Here is an 18,285-nt window from a genome sequence, read left to right on the forward strand (position 1 = left end):
CAGGAGCTCGCTCTCTTCGACCAACCGGGAACGGGAAGCACATCACTGCGCTCCCGCCCGCTGTAGCGTGCTGCTCGCATCGATCATCGCGGGCGGCGGGACCGTTCTCCCGGTTGTCGGTGCCGCTCCGTAGCCTGATCCCGTGCTCGCCGTCCACGCCCTCTGGTCCCCGGGCCGGGGGGTACTGCTCTGGGCCGAGGACGGCGATCGGCCCACCGGCTCGTCGGGCCGGTCGCTGCGCCCCGCGCGGCCCCACCCGTTCGCGGCGCCGGTGTCCGCGCTCGCGGCGCTGCACCCGGGCAAGCCCGCCAACGCCACGCTCCTGCTGCCCTCGCGCCCGGGCGGCCCGCTCGCCTCGCCGGAGCTGGTGCGCAGCGGAGGTCGGCCGGCGTCGCCGAAGGGCGGCCCGGTGCTGCGCGCGTGGACGGTGCCCGCACTCGTCGTCGACGCCGCCGAGCTGGAGGACCCGGCCGACGAGGCGCGCTACGGCGCATCCGTCACCCACCTGCGGGCGGTGGCCGCCCTGGCAGCCGACCTCGCCGCCCGCGGGCGCGTGCTGCCCACCCTGCGCCGCCACGGGGGACGGGCGTTCGCCCGGTGGCGCCCGGTGGTGCAGGGGCTCGACGCCGTCACGTTCGACGCGCTGGTGGGTGCGCTGCCGCCGGTCGGACGGGCGGAAGCGGTCGCGCCGGACGCCGGCCCGGATCCCCACGACCTGGTCGCCGACGCCCTGGAAGCCCTCACCGACGCCGCCGTGCGCGACCGGCTGGCCCGCGCCTCGCAGCCCGTCACGCTGGTGCCACCGCGGTCCGGCCCGCCACCGGCCACCGAGGCGTGGCTCGCCGCCCTGCTCACCGCCGACGGCCGGATCGACGACACCGTCCCCCTCACGGAGCTCTCCGCCCTCGACGACGCGGTCGCCGAGTGGGACACCGTCGGCACCGGGGCCACCGGGGAAGGCCGCGCCTGCTTCCGGCTCTCCGAGATCAGCACGCTGCACGACCCATCGGACCCGGGGCCCGACACGCTCGACCAGACCGGCGAAGGCACCCGGTGGGTGCTCGAGTTCCTGCTGCAGTCCACCACCGACCCGAGCCTGCTCGTGCCGGCCGCGCAGGTGTGGGCGGGCGGCGCGGAGCGGCTGCTCGCCGAGCCGCAGGAGCTGCTGCTCGCCGAGCTGGGCCGGGCGGCCCTGGTGTACCCGACTCTGGCCGGGGCGTTGCGGCAGGCCCGCCCCGACCACCTCGACCTCACCGTCGACGACGCCCACGAGTTCCTCACCACCCGCGCCGCGCTGCTCGTCGAGGCCGGGTTCGGCGTGCAGCTGCCGAGCGGCTGGGACGGCGCGCGCCGGGTGGGGCTCACCCTCTCCGCCCGCAGCACCCCGGCCGACCGCGTGCTCACCCGCAGCGGCCTCGGCCGCGAGCAGCTGGCGGAGTTCCGCTGGTCGATCGCGGTGGGCGACGAGGAGCTCTCCGAGGAGGAGATCAGCGAGCTCGTCGCCACCAAGGCGCCGCTGGTGCGGCTGCGCGGCCGCTGGGTGAGCGTCGACGCCGAGCGGCTGCGCAAGGGCCTGGAGTTCCTGCGGCGCGCGAGGAGCCGTCGCGACGCGGGCGCGCCCACCGCCGCCGAGGTGCTCGCGCTCGCCCAGCGCCACCCGGACGACTGGGACGGCTGGGACGACGGCGACGACCTCCCGCTCCCCGTCACCGACATCCGGGCCGACGGCTGGATCGGTGAGCTGCTCGCCGGCACGGCGGAGCGGTCGATCACCCCGATCGAGCCGCCGCAGGGCTTCCGGGCCCAGCTGCGCCCCTACCAGCAGCGGGGCGTGTCGTGGCTGGCGTTCCTGTCCGCGCTCGGGCTCGGCGCGTGCCTCGCCGACGACATGGGCCTGGGCAAGACCGTCCAGATGCTCGCCCTGGAGGCCTACGAGCGGGCGCAGGACAGGCGCGCGCCCACACTGCTGGTCTGCCCGATGTCGCTGGTCGGCACGTGGCAGCGGGAGGCCGCGAAGTTCGCGCCCGACCTGCGCGTGCTCGCCCACCACGGCGCCGGCCGCGCCCACGGCGAGGAGCTCGTCGCCGCCGTCGCCGAGGCCGACCTCGTGGTCACCACCTACGCCACCGCGGCCCGCGACGGCGACGACCTCGCCCAGGTGGCGTGGCGGCGGCTCGTGCTCGACGAGGCGCAGGCCGTGAAGAACAGCCGCGCCACGCACGCGCGTGCCGTGCGCCGGTTCACCGCGGAGCACCGGGTGGCGCTCACCGGCACCCCGGTGGAGAACCGGCTGTCCGAGCTGTGGTCGATCATGGACGTGCTCAACCCCGCCCTGCTCGGCTCGGCCGACGCCTTCCGCATCCGCTACGCGATCCCGGTGGAGCGCCACGGCAGCACGGAAGCGGCCACCCTGCTGCGCCGCGTCACCCGCCCGTACCTGCTGCGCCGGGTCAAGACCGATCCCACAATCATCGACGACCTGCCCGACAAGATCGAGGTCACCCAGCACTACCGGCTCACCCGCGAGCAGGCGTCGCTCTACCGCACCGTCGTCGACGACATGCTGGAGAAGATCGAGGACTCCGAGGGCATCGAGCGACGCGGCAACGTCCTCGCCGCGATGTCCAAGCTCAAGCAGGTCTGCAACCACCCCGCTCAGCTGCTGCACGACGGCTCCCCCGTCGGCCGGCGCTCCGGCAAGATCATCCGACTGGAGGAGATCCTCGCCGAGATCCTGGACGAGGGCGACCGCGTGCTGTGCTTCACGCAGTTCACCGAGTTCGGCCACATGCTCGTCCCGCACCTGTCGGCGCGCTTCGACACCGACGTCGCGTTCCTGCACGGCGGCACGTCGAAGAAGCGGCGCGACGAGATGGTCACCCGGTTCCAGGCCGGCGAGGGCCCGCCGATCATGCTGCTCTCGCTCAAGGCGGGCGGCACCGGCCTCACGCTCACCGCGGCCAACCACGTCATCCACCTCGACCGCTGGTGGAACCCGGCCGTGGAGAACCAGGCCACCGACCGCGCCTTCCGCATCGGCCAGCGCCGCAACGTGCAGGTCCGCAAGTTCGTGTGCCCCGGCACCGTCGAGGAGCGCATCGACGAGCTGATCACCAAGAAGAAGGCGCTCTCCTCCATGGTCGTCGGCGACGGCGAGGGCTGGCTCACGGAGCTGTCCACCGAGTCGCTGCGCGAGCTGTTCACGCTCGGCGGCGAGGCCCTCGAGGAGGCGGCGGACGATGCCTGATCCCGATCCGTTCTGGTGGCGCGACGCCGAACCGACCCGCCCGCGCAAGGTCGAGGGCGGCATCCAGATCAACAGCACCCGGGGCCAGGTGGCCCGCACCTGGTGGTCGCAACGCTTCCTCTCGGTGCTCGAGTCGCTCGGCGTGGGCGGGCGCCTGTCCCGGGGCCGCAGCTATGCACGCGCCGGGCAGATCGTCTCCCTCGACATCGACGTGGGCGGCGCCGTAGCGCAGGTCCAGGGCTCGCGGCCGCAGCCGTACCAGGTGCGGCTGGGCGTGCCGGCGTTCGGCAAGGCGGAGTGGGCGGCGGTGGCACAGGCGCTCGCCGAGGAAGCCTCGTACGCCGCGGCCCTGCTCAACGGGGAGATGCCCCGTGACATCGAGCGCGTGTTCGAGGCCGTGGGGCTCTCGCTCTTCCCGGCCAACGAGCGCGACCTGGCGATGGACTGCAGCTGCCCCGACTTCGCCGTGCCGTGCAAGCACCTCGCCGCCGTCTGCTACGTGCTCGCCGAGCGGTTCGACGCCGACCCGTTCCAGATCCTCGCGATGCGCGGGCGCCACCGCGAGGCCCTCCTGGACGAGCTGCGCACCCGCCGCTCCGCGGCGCCGCCCCCGGCGCACGGGGAGGACCTCGTCGAGGCGATGGACCGGTTCTGGGTGGCAGGCGACCTGCCCGAGCAGCTCGCCGGGCCACGCACCCCGCCGGACGCGCTGCTCGACCAGGTGCCGCCGTTCCCGATCGAGATCCGCGGCGAGCAGGTCGCGGAGCTGTTGCGCCCGGCCTACCGCGCGCTGGGCACCGAGATCTAGAAAGGACGCGTGTCCTCACCGCACCGTGACGTCCCTCGCCTGGCCACGCTCGCCGTCCACGCCGGCAACGCCGTCGACGCCGGGAGCGGGGCGATCCGCCGCCCGCTGGTCATGGCCAACTCCTACGCCCTGCCCGATGACCCGTCGGAGCTGTCCTGGTCGGGCACCGGCACGCCCCTCTACACCCGCAACGGCGGTGCGAACCAGGGCTGGCTCGAGGAGAAGCTCGCCGCGCTCGACGGCGGGGACGCCGCGGTGGCGCTCGCCAGTGGGATGGCCGCCATCCACGGGCTGTTCTTCGCCGCGCTGCGCTCCGGCGACCACGTGGTCTGCTCCGACAACACCTACGTGGGCACGTACCGGCTGCTCACCGAGCTGCTCCCCGCGAAGTACGGGATCACGGCCACGCTCGTCGACTCCTCCGACCCGGACGCGGTGGCGGCGGCGATCCGGCCGGAGACCCGCCTCGTCCACGTCGAGACCCCCGCCAACCCGACCACCCGGATCACCGACGTCGCCGCCGTCGCCGAGCTGGCGCACGCCGCGGGCGCCCTGCTCTCGGTGGACGCCACGTTCGCCACGCCCGTGCTGCAGCGCCCGCTCGCCCTCGGCGCGGACGTCGTCGTGCACTCGCTCACGAAGTACGTCAACGGCCACGGCGACGCGATGGGCGGTGCCCTCATCGGCGGCGGGGCGGCCGGAACGGCGCTGGTCGATGACGTGCGCCGGGACGCGATGGTGAACGTCGGTGGGGCGATCAGCCCCTTCAACGCCTGGCTGATCATGCGTGGATCGGTGACGCTGCCCCTGCGGATGCGGGCGCACTGCGCGGGCGCGCAGGCGGTGGCCGAGTTCCTCGACCGGGACCCGCGGGTGGCGTACGTGGCCTACCCCGGGCTCGCGTCGCACCCGCAGCACGCGCTCGCCGCCCGCACGCTGGACGGCGGGTTCGGCGGCATGCTCGCGTTCGCCGTCGACGGCGACGCCGACACGCAGAACCGGTTCGTCGCGGCCCTGCGCGTGATCACGTCGGCGGTGTCGCTCGGGCACGACGAGTCCCTGGTCGTGCACGTCTCCGGCGACGACGAGCGCGCCCGCTACTATCCGGAGGATTTCCGCCGGTACGGGCACCTGCGGTTCTCCGTGGGCCTGGAGGATCCGCGGGACCTGGTCGCCGATCTCGACCAGGCCCTCACGGCGACGGTGGGTGCCTGTTAGTCCGGCACCAGCCCGAGCTGGCGCAGCAGTCCCAGCTGGTCGAGCCGGCCCCAGCGCTCGACGATCCGGCCGTCCTCGATGCGGAAGATGTTGATGCCGTCGAGCACGAGCGTGCGACCGGTGGCCGGCACGCCCATCAGCGGCCCGCCGGTGTGGGTGCCGCTCGCGCGGAACCGCTCGACCACCGTGTCGCCCTCGGCGACGAGCTGGAGGAGGTCGCTGTGCCAGTCCGGCAGCGCCTGCCGGAACATGGCCGCGGCTCGTCGGAAGCCTTCCGCGCCGGACGGCGCATCGGGGACCGGCGGGTCGTGGACGACGCAGTCTGGGTGCACGTAGCGGTCGACGGCGTCGAGGTCGCCCTTCGTGAAGAGCTCATGGATGAACGCCTCGACGATTTCCTTGTTCCGGTTCTCCATGCCGGAAGGGTGGGGCGCGGCCGCGCGCGGGACCATCCCAGCGATGTGGGGTTCCGCCACCCCCTCCCGCAGGCGGACACTTCCGCCGTGAGCCCGGCACCGGGCGCCGCACGGGCGGAGCGCGAGCTCGTCCGGCTGTGCCACAGCGGCCAGGACCTCCCCGCGCTGCGGACGGGGGTGCTGCGGGTGTTGCGGCGCCTGATCCCGCTGGACGCGGCCTTCCTCGCCACGGCCGATCCGGAGACGCTGCTCTTCACCAGCGCGTACGCCGAGGAGCCCCTCGACGCCGCCACGGCGCTGTACCTCGACAACGAGTTCGGCGCGCAGGACGTCAACAAGTTCGCGACGCTCGCCACCGCCGCCGGCCACGTGTCGTCGCTCGACGCGGCGACCCGGGGGGACCGCTGGTCGAGCGAGCGCTACCGCGACATCATGCGTCCGGCCGGGCTCGGCGACGAGCTGCGCGCCGCCCTCACGACCGGCGGGGGCTGCTGGGGCTACCTCTGCCTGCACCGCACCGACCACCCGCTGGGCTTCACGGCGGCCGAGGCGGCGGTCCTCGCCCGCGTGGGGCCGCACATCGCGCACGCGTTCCGCCAGTCGGTGCTGCTGCATGCGGCGCCCGCCGCCGCTGATCCCCGACCGGGTGTGCTGGTCCTCGCCGCGGACCTGGGCGTCGTCGCCACCACCCCGGAGGCCGCAGCGCTGCTGGAGCAGCTCGAACCCGCCCCGCACCTCCCGCTGCCCGCGGTCGTGTACGCGGTCGTCGCCGCCCTGCGCAGCGAGCGGCCCGACCCGAGCGCGCGGGTGCGGGGTGCCTCGGGGGCGTGGCTGGCCCTGCACGCTTCCCATCTGGACGGGGCGGCCGCGGGACGGGTCGCCGTCGTCATCGAGCCGTGCACCCCACGCGCGACCGTGACGATCCGGCTGGCCGCCTCCGGCCTGTCCCAGCGGGAGGCCGAGGTGGCGCGGCTGGTGCTGCGCGGGGCGTCGACACGGGCGATCTCCACCGCGCTGCACATCTCGCCCCACACCGTGCAGGACCACCTCAAGCACGTGTTCGACAAGCTCGGGGTGCGCAGCAGGCGCGACCTCGTGGGGCTGATGCTCGGGGGGCACTAGCGCGCGGACGTCACCCCGCGCACGCGCTCATCGCCTGACCCGCCCCGGACCGGGAGGGGCCGTTGGGCCCGGCGGCCTGCCCCGGCCCGGCCCCGAGGGGGGCGGCCGGCCACGGGTGGGCACGGCCCGCCCTTGTGCCCGCTCCACTAGGCGACTGCCACCGGCTCGGCCAGCATGCCGCGACGACTCGCGCGCCGCTCGAACCACAGCGTGGCGAGCGGCGGGATGCTCGCGACCAGCGCGAGCAGCGTGGCCGGCAACCGCCAGCCGAATCTGCGGGCGACGACGAGCGTGACGACGACGTAGGCCACGAAAAGCGCGCCGTGGATCGGGCCGAACACCTTCACACCGATGTCGTCGAACACCACGACGTACTTGAAGAACATCCCGATGAGCAGGCCGGCCCACGAGCACGCTTCGGCGATCGCGACGACGCGGAACACCAGCGCGCCGGTGGACGGGGAGACGACAGCCACCCCTTCACTCTGCCGGACGCACCCGGCTACCCATTTGCCGGGTGTCGAAGTACACAGCGTTTTGGTCGGTTGTGGCCTACGTAGGCACTGAGCTACAGTTGCCTCATGCAGGCTGTGCTCGAAGCCCTCGTCGAACCGCGCAGGCGGGAGATCCTCCGCCTCGTGCGGGACGAGGAACTCACGGCCGGCGCCATCGCCGGCCGGTTCCCCGACGTCGCCCGCCCCACGGTGTCGCAGCACCTGCGCGTGCTGCGCGGCGCCGGGCTCGTCGCCGAGCGCCGCGAGGGCACCCGGCGTTTCTACCGCGCCCGGCCCGACGCGCTCGCAGAGCTGCACGCGTTCGTCGGCGAGTTCTGGGACGCACGGCTCACCGCCCTGAAGCAGGCCCTCGACGAGGAGACGACGTGACGACAACGGAATGGTGGACGGAACTCAAGAGCATCACGCTGCACGTGGAGGGCGAGTCCGCGCGCCTGTGGCCGGAGTCGGCCTCCGAGGAGTACCGCCGGGCGCGCATGGAGCTGGTGGCTGCCGAGGCGGAGCTGCGCGACCGGATCGAGGCCGTCGCCGCGCAACGCCGCGCACTCCCGCCCGGCGGGGAGCTGGCCGACCGGACGTTCGTCGAAGGGCCCGACGACCTCTCGGCCGACGGACCGGAGCGCCCGGTCCGGCTGTCCGAGCTCTTCGCGGGCCACGACGAGCTCGTGATCTACCACCTGATGCTGCACCCGGAGGACACGAAGGCCTGCGCCGCGTGCTCGATGTTCGTCGATGGTCTGGACGGGGTCGAACGGCACCTGACCCAGCGCACCGGCTTCGCCGTCATGGCGCCTGCGCCGCTCCCCGTGCTGCGCGCGTGGGCCCGGAGCCGGGGCTGGCGGCGGGTGCGGCTGGTCTCGACCGCCGGCACGACGTTCCTCGACGAGCTGGGGGTCGCGGGCTCGCGCGGCGCGCTGTTCCCGGCGTTCAGCGTGCACGCGAAGGACGCCGAGGGCCGGATCCGGCACGTCACGACGCAGCCGGCCGACTTCCCGGACGGCACGGAGCGCGGGATGGACCTCATGAGCCCGGTCTGGAACCTGTTCGACCTGCTCCCGTCCGGACGCGGCAACCAGGAGCCGAACAACACCTACCCCCTGGAACCGGCCGTGCGCTGACGCAACACGTACTTCTGGATCTTCCCGGTCGACGTCTTGGGCAGCGGCCCGAACACCACCGCCTTCGGTGCCTTGAACCGCGCCAGCCGCCCGCGGACGTGCTCCTGCAGCTCGTCCGCGGTGGCGCTCGCGCCCTCGTGCAAGGTGACGTAGGCGACGGGGACCTCGCCCCACCGGTCGTCGGGCGCGGCCACCACGGCCGCCTCCAGCACCGCGGGGTGGTCGGCGAGCACCTGCTCCACCTCGACGCTCGCGATGTTCTCGCCACCCGAGATGATCACGTCCTTGCTCCGGTCGCGCAGCTCCACGTAGCCGTCGGGGTGCAGGACGCCGAGGTCACCCGTGCGGAACCAGCCGTCGGGGGCCGCCGCGGCGGTCGCCTCCGGGTCGTGCAGGTAGCCCAGCATCACGTTGTTGCCGCGCAGCGCGATCTCGCCGATCGTCGCGCCGTCGGCCGGGACGTCCCCGCCGTCCGGCCCGACCACCCGGGCCCGGCAGGCGATCATGTTCCCCACGCCCTGGCGGGCCTTGAGCCGCGCCTGGTCGGCGGCGTCGAGGCCGTTCCACTCCGGCCGCCAGTCGCAGATCATGGCCGGTCCGAACGTCTCGGTGAGCCCGTAGAGGTGCGTGACGTCGAACCCGAGCTCGCCCATCCGGCGCAGGATCGCGGGCGTGGGGGGCGCCCCGCCGGTGGCCACGCGGACCGTGCGTTCCAGCGGGGCCGCTGCCGCGGCGTACGCGATCATCGAGAGCACGGTCGGCGCGCCCTCCAGGTGCGTCACGCCCTCCTCGCGGATCAGCCGCCAGACCTCCTCCGGTTCCACCTTCGGCAGGCACACGTGGGTGCCGGCCGCCGCGGTGACCGCCCACGGGAAGCACCAGCCGTTGCAGTGGAACATCGGCAGCGTCCACAGGTGCACCGCCGACGGTGAGAGCCCGGTGTGCGCGGCCATGGCGAGGGCCTGCAGGTAGGCGCCGCGGTGGTGGTACATCACGCCCTTTGGCCGTCCGGTCGTCCCCGACGTGTAGTTGACCGAGAGCAGCGCACGCTCGTCGGCCGGTGTGACGGCCTGCGGGGTGGCCACGGCGAGCAACTCCTCGTAGCGCTCCCCCACCGGCACCAGCAACGGCGGGTCGGCGAGCCCCGCCACTGCCTCGGCGACCACCACGTCGAACACCGGGTCGTGGACGAGCACGGAGGCCCGCGAGTGCTCGAGGATGTACGCGATCTCCGCCGCCGCCAGCCGCGTGTTGATCGCGACCAGCGGCACCCCCGCCCACGGCACCCCGAAGTGCGCCTCGAGCAGCACGTGGGTGTTCGGCGCCAGTACCGCCACCGGGCGGCCCGCGGCGAGCGGGGCGAGCGCGCCGGCCAGGCGCCGGCAGCGCTCGTGCAGCTGCCCGTAGCTGAAACGGCGGTCTCCGTCGACGACGGCGACCCGGTCGCCGTGCGCGGCCGCGGCCCGATCGAGGAACGACACCGGCGTCAGCGGCTCGAACGAGAGCTCCATCCGGCCACTATCTCCCTCCGGACGCGACGGTGCCCCTCCTCGTATCAGGCAGCGGTCGTCACGGCTCCTGACGAGCGGTAACGCCCGCGCCGCCCGGGGCGAGCAGGCACGCACGTGCGGCGGGACTCCCCGCCGTCGAAGGGACCGACATGAGTACCGACTTCCTCGCCGAGCCGTGGCACCGCCACGACCGCCGCTGCTACTGGGACCACACCCGCTGCGGCTGGGTCTGCCCGCCCTCGCAGCTCAGCGTGGCGGAGGTGGCTCCTCAAGAGCCGCCACCCGCTCGTGCAGCCGGGCCCGTACCTCCTCCGGTGTGTACGCCTGCCGCTGCCGCTCCCGCCGCGCGATGACGACACCGGTGGCGGTGACACCGGCGAGCCCGGCGAGTCCGAGCAGCTTCCAGAGGCGCACGCCATTAACTTAGCGGGGTGCCGGGCGCGCCGATCACCCTTGACGAAGCGTGCGAGCTGGTGCGCACGGGCGACATCTGGCTCTTCCGCGGCTCCTCCCGGGCCGACCGCGCAATTCGCGGCGTCACCAACGCGCCGGTGAACCACGTCGGCATGGCCCTCGTCGTGGACGACCTGCCGCCGCTCATGTGGCACGCCGAGCTGGGCCGGGCGCTCCCCGACGCCTGGACGGGCGCCCGCCACCGCGGTGTGCAGCTGCACGACCTGCGCGACGCGGTGCTGCAGTGGGGCCATCGGTACGGGCAGCGGGCCTGGCTGCGCCAGCTCGAGGGGCCGGTCGATCGTGTGCAGGAGGACGGTGCGCTGCGGGCGGTCGCCCGGCTGGACGGCACCCCGTTCCCGTCGACGGCCCGGCTGGCCGGGCGGTGGCTGCGCGGGCGGCTGCCCGCCGCATTCCGCAGGCACAAGCCCGAAACCGATGCCGGATTGGAGAGCGCTTACTGCGCGGAGGTCGTGGCCCTCACCTACCAGGAGATGGGGTTATTGCCGCCGGATCGCAGCCCGGACTGGTTCGATCCAGGACGGTTCTGGAGCGGCGACGATCTCGACCTCGCGCCCGGGTTCCGGCTCGGCGGTGAGATCGCCGTGAAGCTGCCGCCCGCCCCCGCCACGCCCTGAGGCTCCCCTTTCCCGGGCGCGCACGATCCATTCCGGCCTCGACACACCCATGGATCGGACCCGGATCGACAATGCACGCCGGACTCCTTTATCATCGATCCCGAAATTAGTGCCCACCCTTCTCCGCCACCGGAAGCCCGCCCAGCGGGTTCTCAGGTGTGCCGGAGCAGTTATGAAAGGCAGCATCAAGTGGCCAAGCAGACGACCGTCACCCTGGTCGACGACCTGGACGGCAGCGTCGCCGACGAGCAGGTCGAGTTCGCGATGGACGGCAAGGCGTACGAGATCGACCTGTCCTCCGCCAATAGCGCCAGATTGCGCGAGGCCCTCGCGCCCTTCATTTCCGCAGCTCGTCGCACGGGTGGACGCCGCCGTTCGGGTGGCGCCGTCGCCACCGCGCGGCCCAGCACCGACCGGGAGCAGAACCAGGCCATTCGGGAATGGGCCCAGGAGCAGGGCATGAAGATCTCCGAGCGGGGCCGGATCCCGTCCAACGTGCTCGAGGCCTACCACAAGTCACACTGAGGCATCGGCTGCTCACATCAGCCAGGCATCAGCCCGTTCAGCGCGGGGCCATCCGGATTGCGCCGTCGAGCCGGATGACCTCACCGTTGAGCATCGGATTCGCAACGATGTGCGCCACGAGCGCGGCGTACTCCGCGGGATCTCCCAGTCGGGCGGGGTGCGGCACCTGCGCGCCCAGCGAGGCGCGCACCTCGTCCGATGCGCCCGCGAGCAACGGCGTGTCGAACAACCCGGGCGCGATCGTCATCACGCGGATTCGAGCGCCCGCGAGATCGCGCGCGATCGGAAGGGTCATCCCCACCACGCCGCCCTTCGACGCCGAATATGCGGCCTGACCGATCTGGCCGTCGAACGCCGCCACCGAGGCGGTGTTGACGATCACGCCCCGCTCATCGCCGTCGGGGCCGCCGATCGGGTCGAGGCGCATCATCCGCTCGGCGGCCAGCCGGATCACGTTGAACGTACCTATCAGGTTGATCTCGATCACGCGCGCGAAGTCGGGGAGCGGGAACGGGCCGCCCCGTCCTACCGTCCGATGCGCGGGGCCGATTCCGGCGCAGTTCACCGCCACCCGCAGCGGCCCCAGCTCCGCGGCGACGTCGAGGGCGGCGGCCACGTCGGCCTCACTGCGGACGTCGGCCGCGGCGAAGCGCACCCCGTCACCGAGGTCCCCGGCGCGCTCGGCGCCCGCGGAGCTCGGCAGATCCAGGATCACGACCTGTGCGCCCGCCGCCCTCAGCACCTTCGCGGTGGCGAGCCCCAGCCCGGACGCCCCACCGGTGACCAGCGCAACCCCGTTCGTGATGTCCACAGTTCCTGCCTCTCGTGATCGACCGGCCCTGTCATACCACCGTCACTCGGCGGCAGGGACCGGACCGGCCGCCCCCCGGTCGCCGTAGCGCCGCCGGGCGAGCACGGCGGCGACGGCGAGGGGCACCGACACCGCCACCGCAGCCCGGAACACCGTGTCGAACGCGGCGGCGTCGGCTAGCGGCGCGAGAACCGCGGTGCCGACCGAGCCGCCCAGGAACAGCAGGGCCGCGAAGAGCGCGATCATCGTCGCCCGCTCCCCCGGCACGACCTCCGTCGCCCAGCTCTGCAGGGTCGTGTGCAGGAACGCCCACGAGCCGCCCACCAGCACGCCGCCGACGGTCACCGTGAGGATCGACACCGTCAGGGCGGGCAGCGTCCAGCCTGCGACGAGCATGGCCGCACCGGCGGCGGCGAGCCCGGTCGCCGACAGGCGTCCGACCAGGAGCCGGACCACGCGCGACAGGACGACGGCGCCGGCCCCGAACGACGCCGCGACCAGCCCGGCGATGGCCGCCGACGAACCGAGTGCCTGCACCGCGGGCGCCAGGTAGGTCAGCACGCCGAGCACGACCGCGCCCTCGACGAGCACCAGCGCGAGCACGGCGAGCGCCCACCGGTGGCGCAGCACGGTGGAGATGGAGCGCAGCGGGCTGCTGGTCACCGGCTCGCGCTCGGGCTCGGGCAGCCGTCGCAGTGCCACCCACAGGACGGCGGCGGCGGCACCGGTCACGGCCGGCACGACGCGCCACCCGACCAGCTCTGCCGCCACCCCCGCACCGGCCGTCGCGAGTGCCGTGCCGAGCGACGACGCGGTGAGGACCTCCGCGAGGGGGCGCTGCCGCACCTGCGCCGGCCACATGTCGCCCACGTACACGAGCGTGGCCGGCACCAGCGCGGCCACGCAGGCGGCCGCCACCGTGCGCGAGATGCCCAGGACCAGCAGGTTCGGGGCGAGGGCCGACGCGAAGCCGGCCAGCGCCGCACCGAGGAGCGCCACCCGCATGACGCGGACGCGCCCGATGCGGTCGCTCACCAGCCCCCAGACGGGCTGCATCAGGCCGTAGGCGAGGTAGTAGGCGCTCGCCACGGCGATCACGGCCACGAGCGGCGCCCGCAGGTCGATGCCGATGACCACGATCAGCGGCGCGAGGGAGAAGCGGTCACAGCTGCTGGTCAGCCCGGTCATCTGCAGCAGGCGCAGGCGGGTCCGCTCACCGGTTCGGCCCGTCGTCGCGCCGGTCTCGCCAGTCACCGTCCGACCATGCGCCGCGACGGCGCGATCCGCTGCCGGGACCGCACGTGAGTCCTGCCACTCCCGGTGTCGAGTAGGGACGGCGCCTCAGCGCCTGCCCGCATCGAGACACCGGGGCGCACCCATACCCGGCCTTCAGGCCCAACCTCCACCGGGCCTTCGGTGGCGCCGCGCCTGTCCAGGCCCACCCCTACCCGGCCTTCGGTGGCGCCGCGCATCGTGCGGGGCCGCCCCTCACGCCTCAAGGGCGCTCCGCGTCGCTGCCGCGATCGCTACGCGACCCTTGACCCGTGAGCCTCTACGACCCCTCCGGGCCCGCTTCGCGGGCAGGCCACAGGCCAGCCCCTTCGGCGCGCGGCGCCACCGAAGGCGGTCTCACACCATGATCACGGCTTCGGTGCGAAAACGGCGAAAACAAGCCGGGAACGCGCCGAACCGCCGATCATGGGGCGGGAGCCAGGACGCGGCCAGGCTGATCGGCGCGAGGAGCACGCCAGCGTCGCGGGCGAGGCCGTCAGTGTCACGACAGCCAGCGTCGCGGGCGAGGCCGTCAGGTACTGCTCGCGGTGATCCGCAAGGTTCACGCACTCGTTCTCGGCCCGCGCGGCCCGTCGACCGGCAGCGTGGACCGACAAGAGGTGCGCGAGCCCAAACCAGATGCACGACGACAAGAAGATGCCCGAGACCGGCCTCCTGGCGGCGCCGCGCACCAAGAGGGCAGGCCCTTGGGCCTGCCCGCACAGCTGCCCTCAAGGGGCCGTAGAGGCTCACAGGTCAAGGGGCGCGAAGCGCTCGCGGAGCGACGCGCAGCGCCCTTGAGCTGTGAGGGGCGGCCCCGCACAATGCGCGGCGCCGCCAGGAGGCCCTGACAAGGCAGACCTAGAGACAGGAGGCCTTGAACCCGGAGCCCTGACCGAGGAGGCCCGGCGCTTCTCGTTCTGCGGTCGGAGGCGGGCCTCTGCTCCACCGCCGGGAAGCTAGCGTGGCCGACGTGACCGCCGATCTCGATCCGGAGGAGTTCCGCAGGCTCGGCCACGCCGTCGTCGACTGGATCGCCGACCACCGCGCCGGGCTCGACGCGCTGCCCGTGCAGCCCGGCGTGGACCCGGGCTGGGTGCGTGGGCAGCTCCCGGCGTCGCTGCCCGAGGACCCCGCGCCCCTCGACGCGCTGCTCGACACCGTCGACCGGGTCGTGGTGCCGGCGAGCACGCTGTGGCAGCACCCGCGGTTCTTCGGCTACTTCCCCGCGAACGCCTCCCTGCACTCCCTGCTCGGCGACATGCTCTCGGGCGCGCTGGGGGCGCAGGGGATGCTGTGGTCCACCTCGCCCGCCGCCACCGAGGTGGAACAGGTCCTCATGGACGGGTTCGCCGCGGCGCTCGGCCTCGATCCCGCGTTCACGTTCGCCGGTGGCGGAGGTGGCTGCATCCAGGACTCGGCCTCGTCCGGCGCGCTGGTGGCGCTGCTCGCCGCGCTGCACCGGGCCGACCCGCAGTGGCGGGAGGCCGGCGTCACCGGCGACGAGCGCGTCTACGTCACGGCCGAGACCCACTCCTCCCTGGCCAAGGCCGCGCGCGTCGCCGGGCTCGGCGCCCGGGCCCTGCGCACCGTCGACACCACCCCGGGATCGCTCGGGATGCGCCCCGACGCGCTCGCCGCGGCCATCGAAGCGGACGTCGCGGCCGGGCTGCGGCCGGTGCTCGTCTGCCCGACCGTCGGCACCACCGGCACGGGTGCGGTCGACCCGGTGCGCGGGGTGGCCGAGGCCGCCCGCGAGCACGGGGTCTGGGTGCACGTGGACGCGGCATGGGCCGGTGTGGCCGCGCTGTGCCCGGAGTTCCGCGACCTCCTCGACGGCGTCGAGCTCGCCGACTCCCTCTCGACGGACGCGCACAAGTGGCTGCTGACCGCGTTCGACGCCTCGCTGCTGTGGGTGCGCAACGGTGCCGCGCTCCCGGCGGCGCTCTCGATCGCTCCGGAGTACCTGCGCAACGCCGCGTCGGAGTCCGGGCAGGTGGTCGACTACCGGGACTGGCAGGTGCCGCTGGGACGCCGGTTCAGGGCGCTCAAGCTGTGGGCCGTGGTGCACGGCACGGGGCTGTCGGGGTTGCGGTCCCACATCCGTGAGCACGTCGCGCTCGCCGCCAAGCTCGCCGACCGGGTGCGCGCCGACCCTGCGTTCGAGCTGGCCTCCGAGCCGTCGCTCGCGCTGGTCTGCCTCCGGGTGGTCACCGGCGCAGGCCCGGAGGCCGACGACGCCGCCACCCGCGAGGTGCTCGCCCGCGTCAACGCCTCAGGCGCGGCGTTCCTCACCCACACCGTGGCCGGCGGGCGCTACGTCATCCGGGTGGCGATCGGATCTGTCACCACCCGTGCCGAGCACATCGACGAGCTGTGGGACCGGCTGCGCGCCGAAGCCACCTCGGTCGTTCGGAGCTAACCGGGAGCTAGCCGGGCTCGCCCCGCCACTTGCGGTAGAGCACCCACCCCAGGTCGACGAGGGCGATCGCCGCGAGCACCACCATGGACCACCCGAGCAGCGGGAACGCGTTCGCGAACCCGATCCACGCCGCCCCGACGGCGAACACGAGCCCGAACGCCGCGAGCACCGCCCGCAGCGTGAGCGCGCTGTAGGTCGGGGCCGCGCCGCCGAAACCACCCGTGGGGTCGTGGTAGTCGGGCAGGCCGCGTTCGTAGTCGGCCCGCGTGCGGTGCGGCTTGCCCTCTCGATGCCGCTTCACCATGTCCCCGGGGTACCCGCTCGGGAGTGTCAGGCCTGCTCTCGCTCCCGCTCGTCGTCCCGGTCGGGGATCCGGTGCCGCAGGAGCACTCGGCTGCCCCGGTCGTCGAAGCGGATGAGCACCGACTCGGCCATGTGGCTCATCAGCGGGATCCCGCGGCCACCCTCCCTCGGCTGGTCGGAGGGCGGGCGCCAGCTGCCGTGGTCGACGACCTCGATGCACAGGGTCGCCGCCTCCGTGGTCTCCGCCTCGGTCCACAGCGTGAGCTCGACGACGCCGGCCTCGTCGGGTCCGTACGCGTGCCGCACGGCGTTGGCGGCGGCCTCGTCGACCGCGAGCACGACGTCGGCGACCTCCATCTCGGTGAGGGCGAGGGGGGCGAGCCAGCCGGAGAGCTCTCGGCGGATCACCGCGAGCTGGTGCGGGTCGGCGGGCCAGCTGCGGTGCACGAACTCGATACGGCCGGGGGCGGGCCGGCGCGAAAGCTCCATGCAACCCAGGTTCCACGGCTCCCCGGAGAAGCAAACGTCATCGGCCGCTCGCATACGGCCGGTGGCCCGCTCGTCGCGCAGCGTAGACCGGCGGGCGCAGCATTCACCTGGCATTCACACGCCGCCGTGAAGATCACGGCGTGCACGGGTTCCGGCTGAACGGCCAACGGGTGCTCGAGGTCGACCTGCAGGGCGGCTCGGTGCGGGCGGCCACCGGCTCGATGATCGCGTACACCGGCGAGGTGGGCTTCCGCAACGCCGGGCTGGGCGGGGGCGACGGGTTGCGGGCGGCGCTCAAGCGTCGCGCAACCGGTGAGTCGATCGCCCTGATGCAGTGCTCCGGCACGGGCACGGTGTGGTTCGCGAAGGACGCGATGGACGTCGTGGTCGTCGAGCTGGCCGGCGACACCCTCAAGGTCGAGTCCGAGCAGCTGCTCGCGATCTCCGACGGCCTGCGCACCGACGTCGCGTTCGCCGGGCTGCGCGGTGCGTCCTCCGGGCAGGGGCTGTTCACCACCGCCGTCACCGGCACGGGCGCGGTCGCGCTGCTCTCGGCGGGCGGGCCGCTCATCGCGCTGGAGGTCTCCCCGCAGTTCCCGCTGGTGGTCGACCCGGACGCGTTCGTCGCCAGCAGCGGCCGGCTCGACCAGACCTTCGTCACCGACGTGTCGTGGCGCAACCTGGTCGGCGAGAGCTCCGGCGAGGCGTTCTCCCTGCGCTTCGACGGCACCGGCGTCGTCTACGTCCAGCCCGAGGAGCGGTAGTGCCGTTCAGCCAGGTCAACCCGAAGGTCGTCGCCGCCGGGGTGGCGCCGGGTGCGGAGGTGCTCGCCCGCCGCGGCGCCATGCTCGCCTACACCGGCGACGTCGGCTTCGCCCCGGTCCACACCGGGCAGGGCGGCGTCGGCGGCATGGCGGGCCGCATGGTGCGGGGCGAGCAGGTGTCGCTGATGGTCGCCAAGGGCAGCGGCACCGTGTACTACGGCTTCCGCGGCATGTACGTCACGCTCGTCGAGCTCGACGGGTCGGGGCCGCTGTCGGTGGAGGCCGATCGGCTCGTGGCGCACGACGCGGCACTGCAGTCCACCGTGGTCTTCCTCGGCCAGCAGGGCGGGATCCGCGGCGCCGTGCGCGGCGCCGTCACGGGGCAGGGCATGTTCACCACCCAGCTCCACGGCGTCGGCCCGGTCGCGGTGCTCTCGCACGGGGGCACCATCGCGCTGCCCGTGCAGCCCGGCCGGCCCACCACGGTCGACCCGCAGGCCTACGTCGCGCACGTCGGGCAGGTGAACGCCGACATCGCCGTGAACGCGAGCTGGCGCGACGCCGTCGGCCGCGGGTCCGGGGAGGCGATCCAGCTGAAGCTGACCGGCAGCGGCACCGTCTACGTCCAGGCGTCCGAGCAGAAGGTGTGATCG

General features: G+C 73.7%; 19 protein-coding genes. 11 read left to right on the top strand and 8 right to left on the bottom strand.

The genetic code is table 11. From position 1 onward, the window contains the following. Nucleotides 1–142 precede the first annotated feature (142 nt). From FB388_RS15885 to FB388_RS15895, 3 genes are read left to right on the top strand one after another with little or no spacing between them, the layout of a single operon-like run. Nucleotides 143–3,247 carry a DEAD/DEAH box helicase gene (locus FB388_RS15885; protein WP_142101674.1) on the top strand — a complete coding sequence of 1,035 codons (3,105 nt, stop codon included), beginning with the start codon at nucleotides 143–145 and terminating at the stop codon, nucleotides 3,245–3,247. Beyond that, complete coding sequence (locus FB388_RS15890) at nucleotides 3,240–4,055, top strand: SWIM zinc finger family protein (protein WP_142101676.1); 816 nt, start codon at nucleotides 3,240–3,242, stop codon at nucleotides 4,053–4,055. Before FB388_RS15885 ends, FB388_RS15890 begins: the two co-directional genes overlap by 8 nt. Nucleotides 4,056–4,064: 9 nt before the next feature. Next, a complete protein-coding gene (locus tag FB388_RS15895) occupies nucleotides 4,065–5,273 on the top strand; it encodes a trans-sulfuration enzyme family protein (protein ID WP_142101678.1) in 1,209 nt (402 codons plus the stop codon). On the opposite strand, the gene FB388_RS15900 is transcribed toward FB388_RS15895, so the two are convergent. After that, nucleotides 5,270–5,689 (bottom strand): ester cyclase, encoded by a 420-nt coding sequence (locus FB388_RS15900; RefSeq protein WP_142101680.1) that lies wholly within the window; start codon nucleotides 5,687–5,689, stop codon nucleotides 5,270–5,272. The genes FB388_RS15895 and FB388_RS15900 overlap by 4 nt on opposite strands. Nucleotides 5,690–5,776: 87 nt before the next feature. Between FB388_RS15900 and FB388_RS15905 the strand changes: the two genes are divergently transcribed. Beyond that, nucleotides 5,777–6,811, top strand: coding sequence for a helix-turn-helix transcriptional regulator (locus FB388_RS15905; RefSeq protein ID WP_246121959.1), 1,035 nt, complete (start codon nucleotides 5,777–5,779; stop codon nucleotides 6,809–6,811). A 146-nt stretch (nucleotides 6,812–6,957) separates the two neighbouring features. Here the strand turns inward: FB388_RS15905 and FB388_RS15910 are convergent, their stop codons facing one another. Further along, nucleotides 6,958–7,287 (bottom strand): DUF3817 domain-containing protein, encoded by a 330-nt coding sequence (locus FB388_RS15910; protein WP_142101684.1) that lies wholly within the window; start codon nucleotides 7,285–7,287, stop codon nucleotides 6,958–6,960. Nucleotides 7,288–7,392: 105 nt separating this feature from the next. On the opposite strand from FB388_RS15910, the gene FB388_RS15915 reads away from it, so the two are divergent. After that, the gene (locus FB388_RS15915; RefSeq protein WP_142101686.1) at nucleotides 7,393–7,695 is read left to right on the top strand and encodes an ArsR/SmtB family transcription factor; all 303 of its coding nucleotides are present in this window, start codon (nucleotides 7,393–7,395) and stop codon (nucleotides 7,693–7,695) included. After that, on the top strand, nucleotides 7,692–8,444 hold the full coding sequence (locus tag FB388_RS15920; RefSeq protein WP_211361937.1) for a DUF899 family protein: 753 nt from the start codon (nucleotides 7,692–7,694) through the stop codon (nucleotides 8,442–8,444). Before FB388_RS15915 ends, FB388_RS15920 begins: the two co-directional genes overlap by 4 nt. Here the strand turns inward: FB388_RS15920 and FB388_RS15925 are convergent. After that, the gene (locus FB388_RS15925; RefSeq protein ID WP_142101688.1) at nucleotides 8,417–9,955 is read right to left on the bottom strand and encodes an AMP-binding protein; all 1,539 of its coding nucleotides are present in this window, start codon (nucleotides 9,953–9,955) and stop codon (nucleotides 8,417–8,419) included. The genes FB388_RS15920 and FB388_RS15925 overlap by 28 nt on opposite strands. Nucleotides 9,956–10,201: 246 nt before the next feature. Further along, nucleotides 10,202–10,369, bottom strand: a complete 168-nt coding sequence (locus FB388_RS39435; protein WP_170225627.1) for a hypothetical protein — start codon at nucleotides 10,367–10,369, stop codon at nucleotides 10,202–10,204. 17 nt (nucleotides 10,370–10,386) lie between these two features. On the opposite strand from FB388_RS39435, the gene FB388_RS15930 reads away from it, so the two are divergent. Further along, entirely contained in the window at nucleotides 10,387–11,046 is a 660-nt protein-coding gene (locus FB388_RS15930; RefSeq protein ID WP_142101689.1) for a hypothetical protein, read from the top strand. 189 nt (nucleotides 11,047–11,235) lie between these two features. After that, nucleotides 11,236–11,571 carry a histone-like nucleoid-structuring protein Lsr2 gene (locus tag FB388_RS15935; RefSeq protein WP_142101703.1) on the top strand — a complete coding sequence of 112 codons (336 nt, stop codon included), beginning with the start codon at nucleotides 11,236–11,238 and terminating at the stop codon, nucleotides 11,569–11,571. Nucleotides 11,572–11,608: 37 nt separating this feature from the next. On the opposite strand, the gene FB388_RS15940 is transcribed toward FB388_RS15935, so the two are convergent. Together FB388_RS15940 and FB388_RS15945 are read right to left on the bottom strand one after the other, a co-directional pair. After that, nucleotides 11,609–12,382 carry an SDR family NAD(P)-dependent oxidoreductase gene (locus FB388_RS15940; RefSeq protein WP_142101705.1) on the bottom strand — a complete coding sequence of 258 codons (774 nt, stop codon included), beginning with the start codon at nucleotides 12,380–12,382 and terminating at the stop codon, nucleotides 11,609–11,611. A gap of 42 nt (nucleotides 12,383–12,424) precedes the next feature. Then, on the bottom strand, nucleotides 12,425–13,636 hold the full coding sequence (locus tag FB388_RS15945; RefSeq protein ID WP_246121960.1) for an MFS transporter: 1,212 nt from the start codon (nucleotides 13,634–13,636) through the stop codon (nucleotides 12,425–12,427). A gap of 991 nt (nucleotides 13,637–14,627) precedes the next feature. On the opposite strand from FB388_RS15945, the gene FB388_RS15950 reads away from it, so the two are divergent. Further along, on the top strand, nucleotides 14,628–16,076 hold the full coding sequence (locus FB388_RS15950) for a pyridoxal phosphate-dependent decarboxylase family protein (RefSeq protein WP_142101706.1): 1,449 nt from the start codon (nucleotides 14,628–14,630) through the stop codon (nucleotides 16,074–16,076). A 7-nt stretch (nucleotides 16,077–16,083) separates the two neighbouring features. Here the strand turns inward: FB388_RS15950 and FB388_RS15955 are convergent, their stop codons facing one another. Then, nucleotides 16,084–16,380 (bottom strand): hypothetical protein, encoded by a 297-nt coding sequence (locus FB388_RS15955; RefSeq protein ID WP_142101708.1) that lies wholly within the window; start codon nucleotides 16,378–16,380, stop codon nucleotides 16,084–16,086. Between the two features lie 26 nt (nucleotides 16,381–16,406). Further along, a complete protein-coding gene (locus FB388_RS15960) occupies nucleotides 16,407–16,868 on the bottom strand; it encodes an ATP-binding protein (protein WP_170225628.1) in 462 nt (153 codons plus the stop codon). 140 nt (nucleotides 16,869–17,008) lie between these two features. On the opposite strand from FB388_RS15960, the gene FB388_RS15965 reads away from it, so the two are divergent. Both FB388_RS15965 and FB388_RS15970 read left to right on the top strand, forming a co-directional pair. Next, complete coding sequence (locus FB388_RS15965; RefSeq protein WP_211361938.1) at nucleotides 17,009–17,632, top strand: AIM24 family protein; 624 nt, start codon at nucleotides 17,009–17,011, stop codon at nucleotides 17,630–17,632. Continuing rightward, nucleotides 17,632–18,282 carry an AIM24 family protein gene (locus tag FB388_RS15970; RefSeq protein WP_142101712.1) on the top strand — a complete coding sequence of 217 codons (651 nt, stop codon included), beginning with the start codon at nucleotides 17,632–17,634 and terminating at the stop codon, nucleotides 18,280–18,282. The genes FB388_RS15965 and FB388_RS15970 overlap by 1 nt, the downstream gene beginning before the upstream one ends. Nucleotides 18,283–18,285 lie beyond the last annotated feature (3 nt).

It is taken from the genome of Pseudonocardia cypriaca, from assembly GCF_006717045.1.
Lineage (GTDB): Bacteria > Actinomycetota > Actinomycetes > Mycobacteriales > Pseudonocardiaceae > Pseudonocardia > Pseudonocardia cypriaca.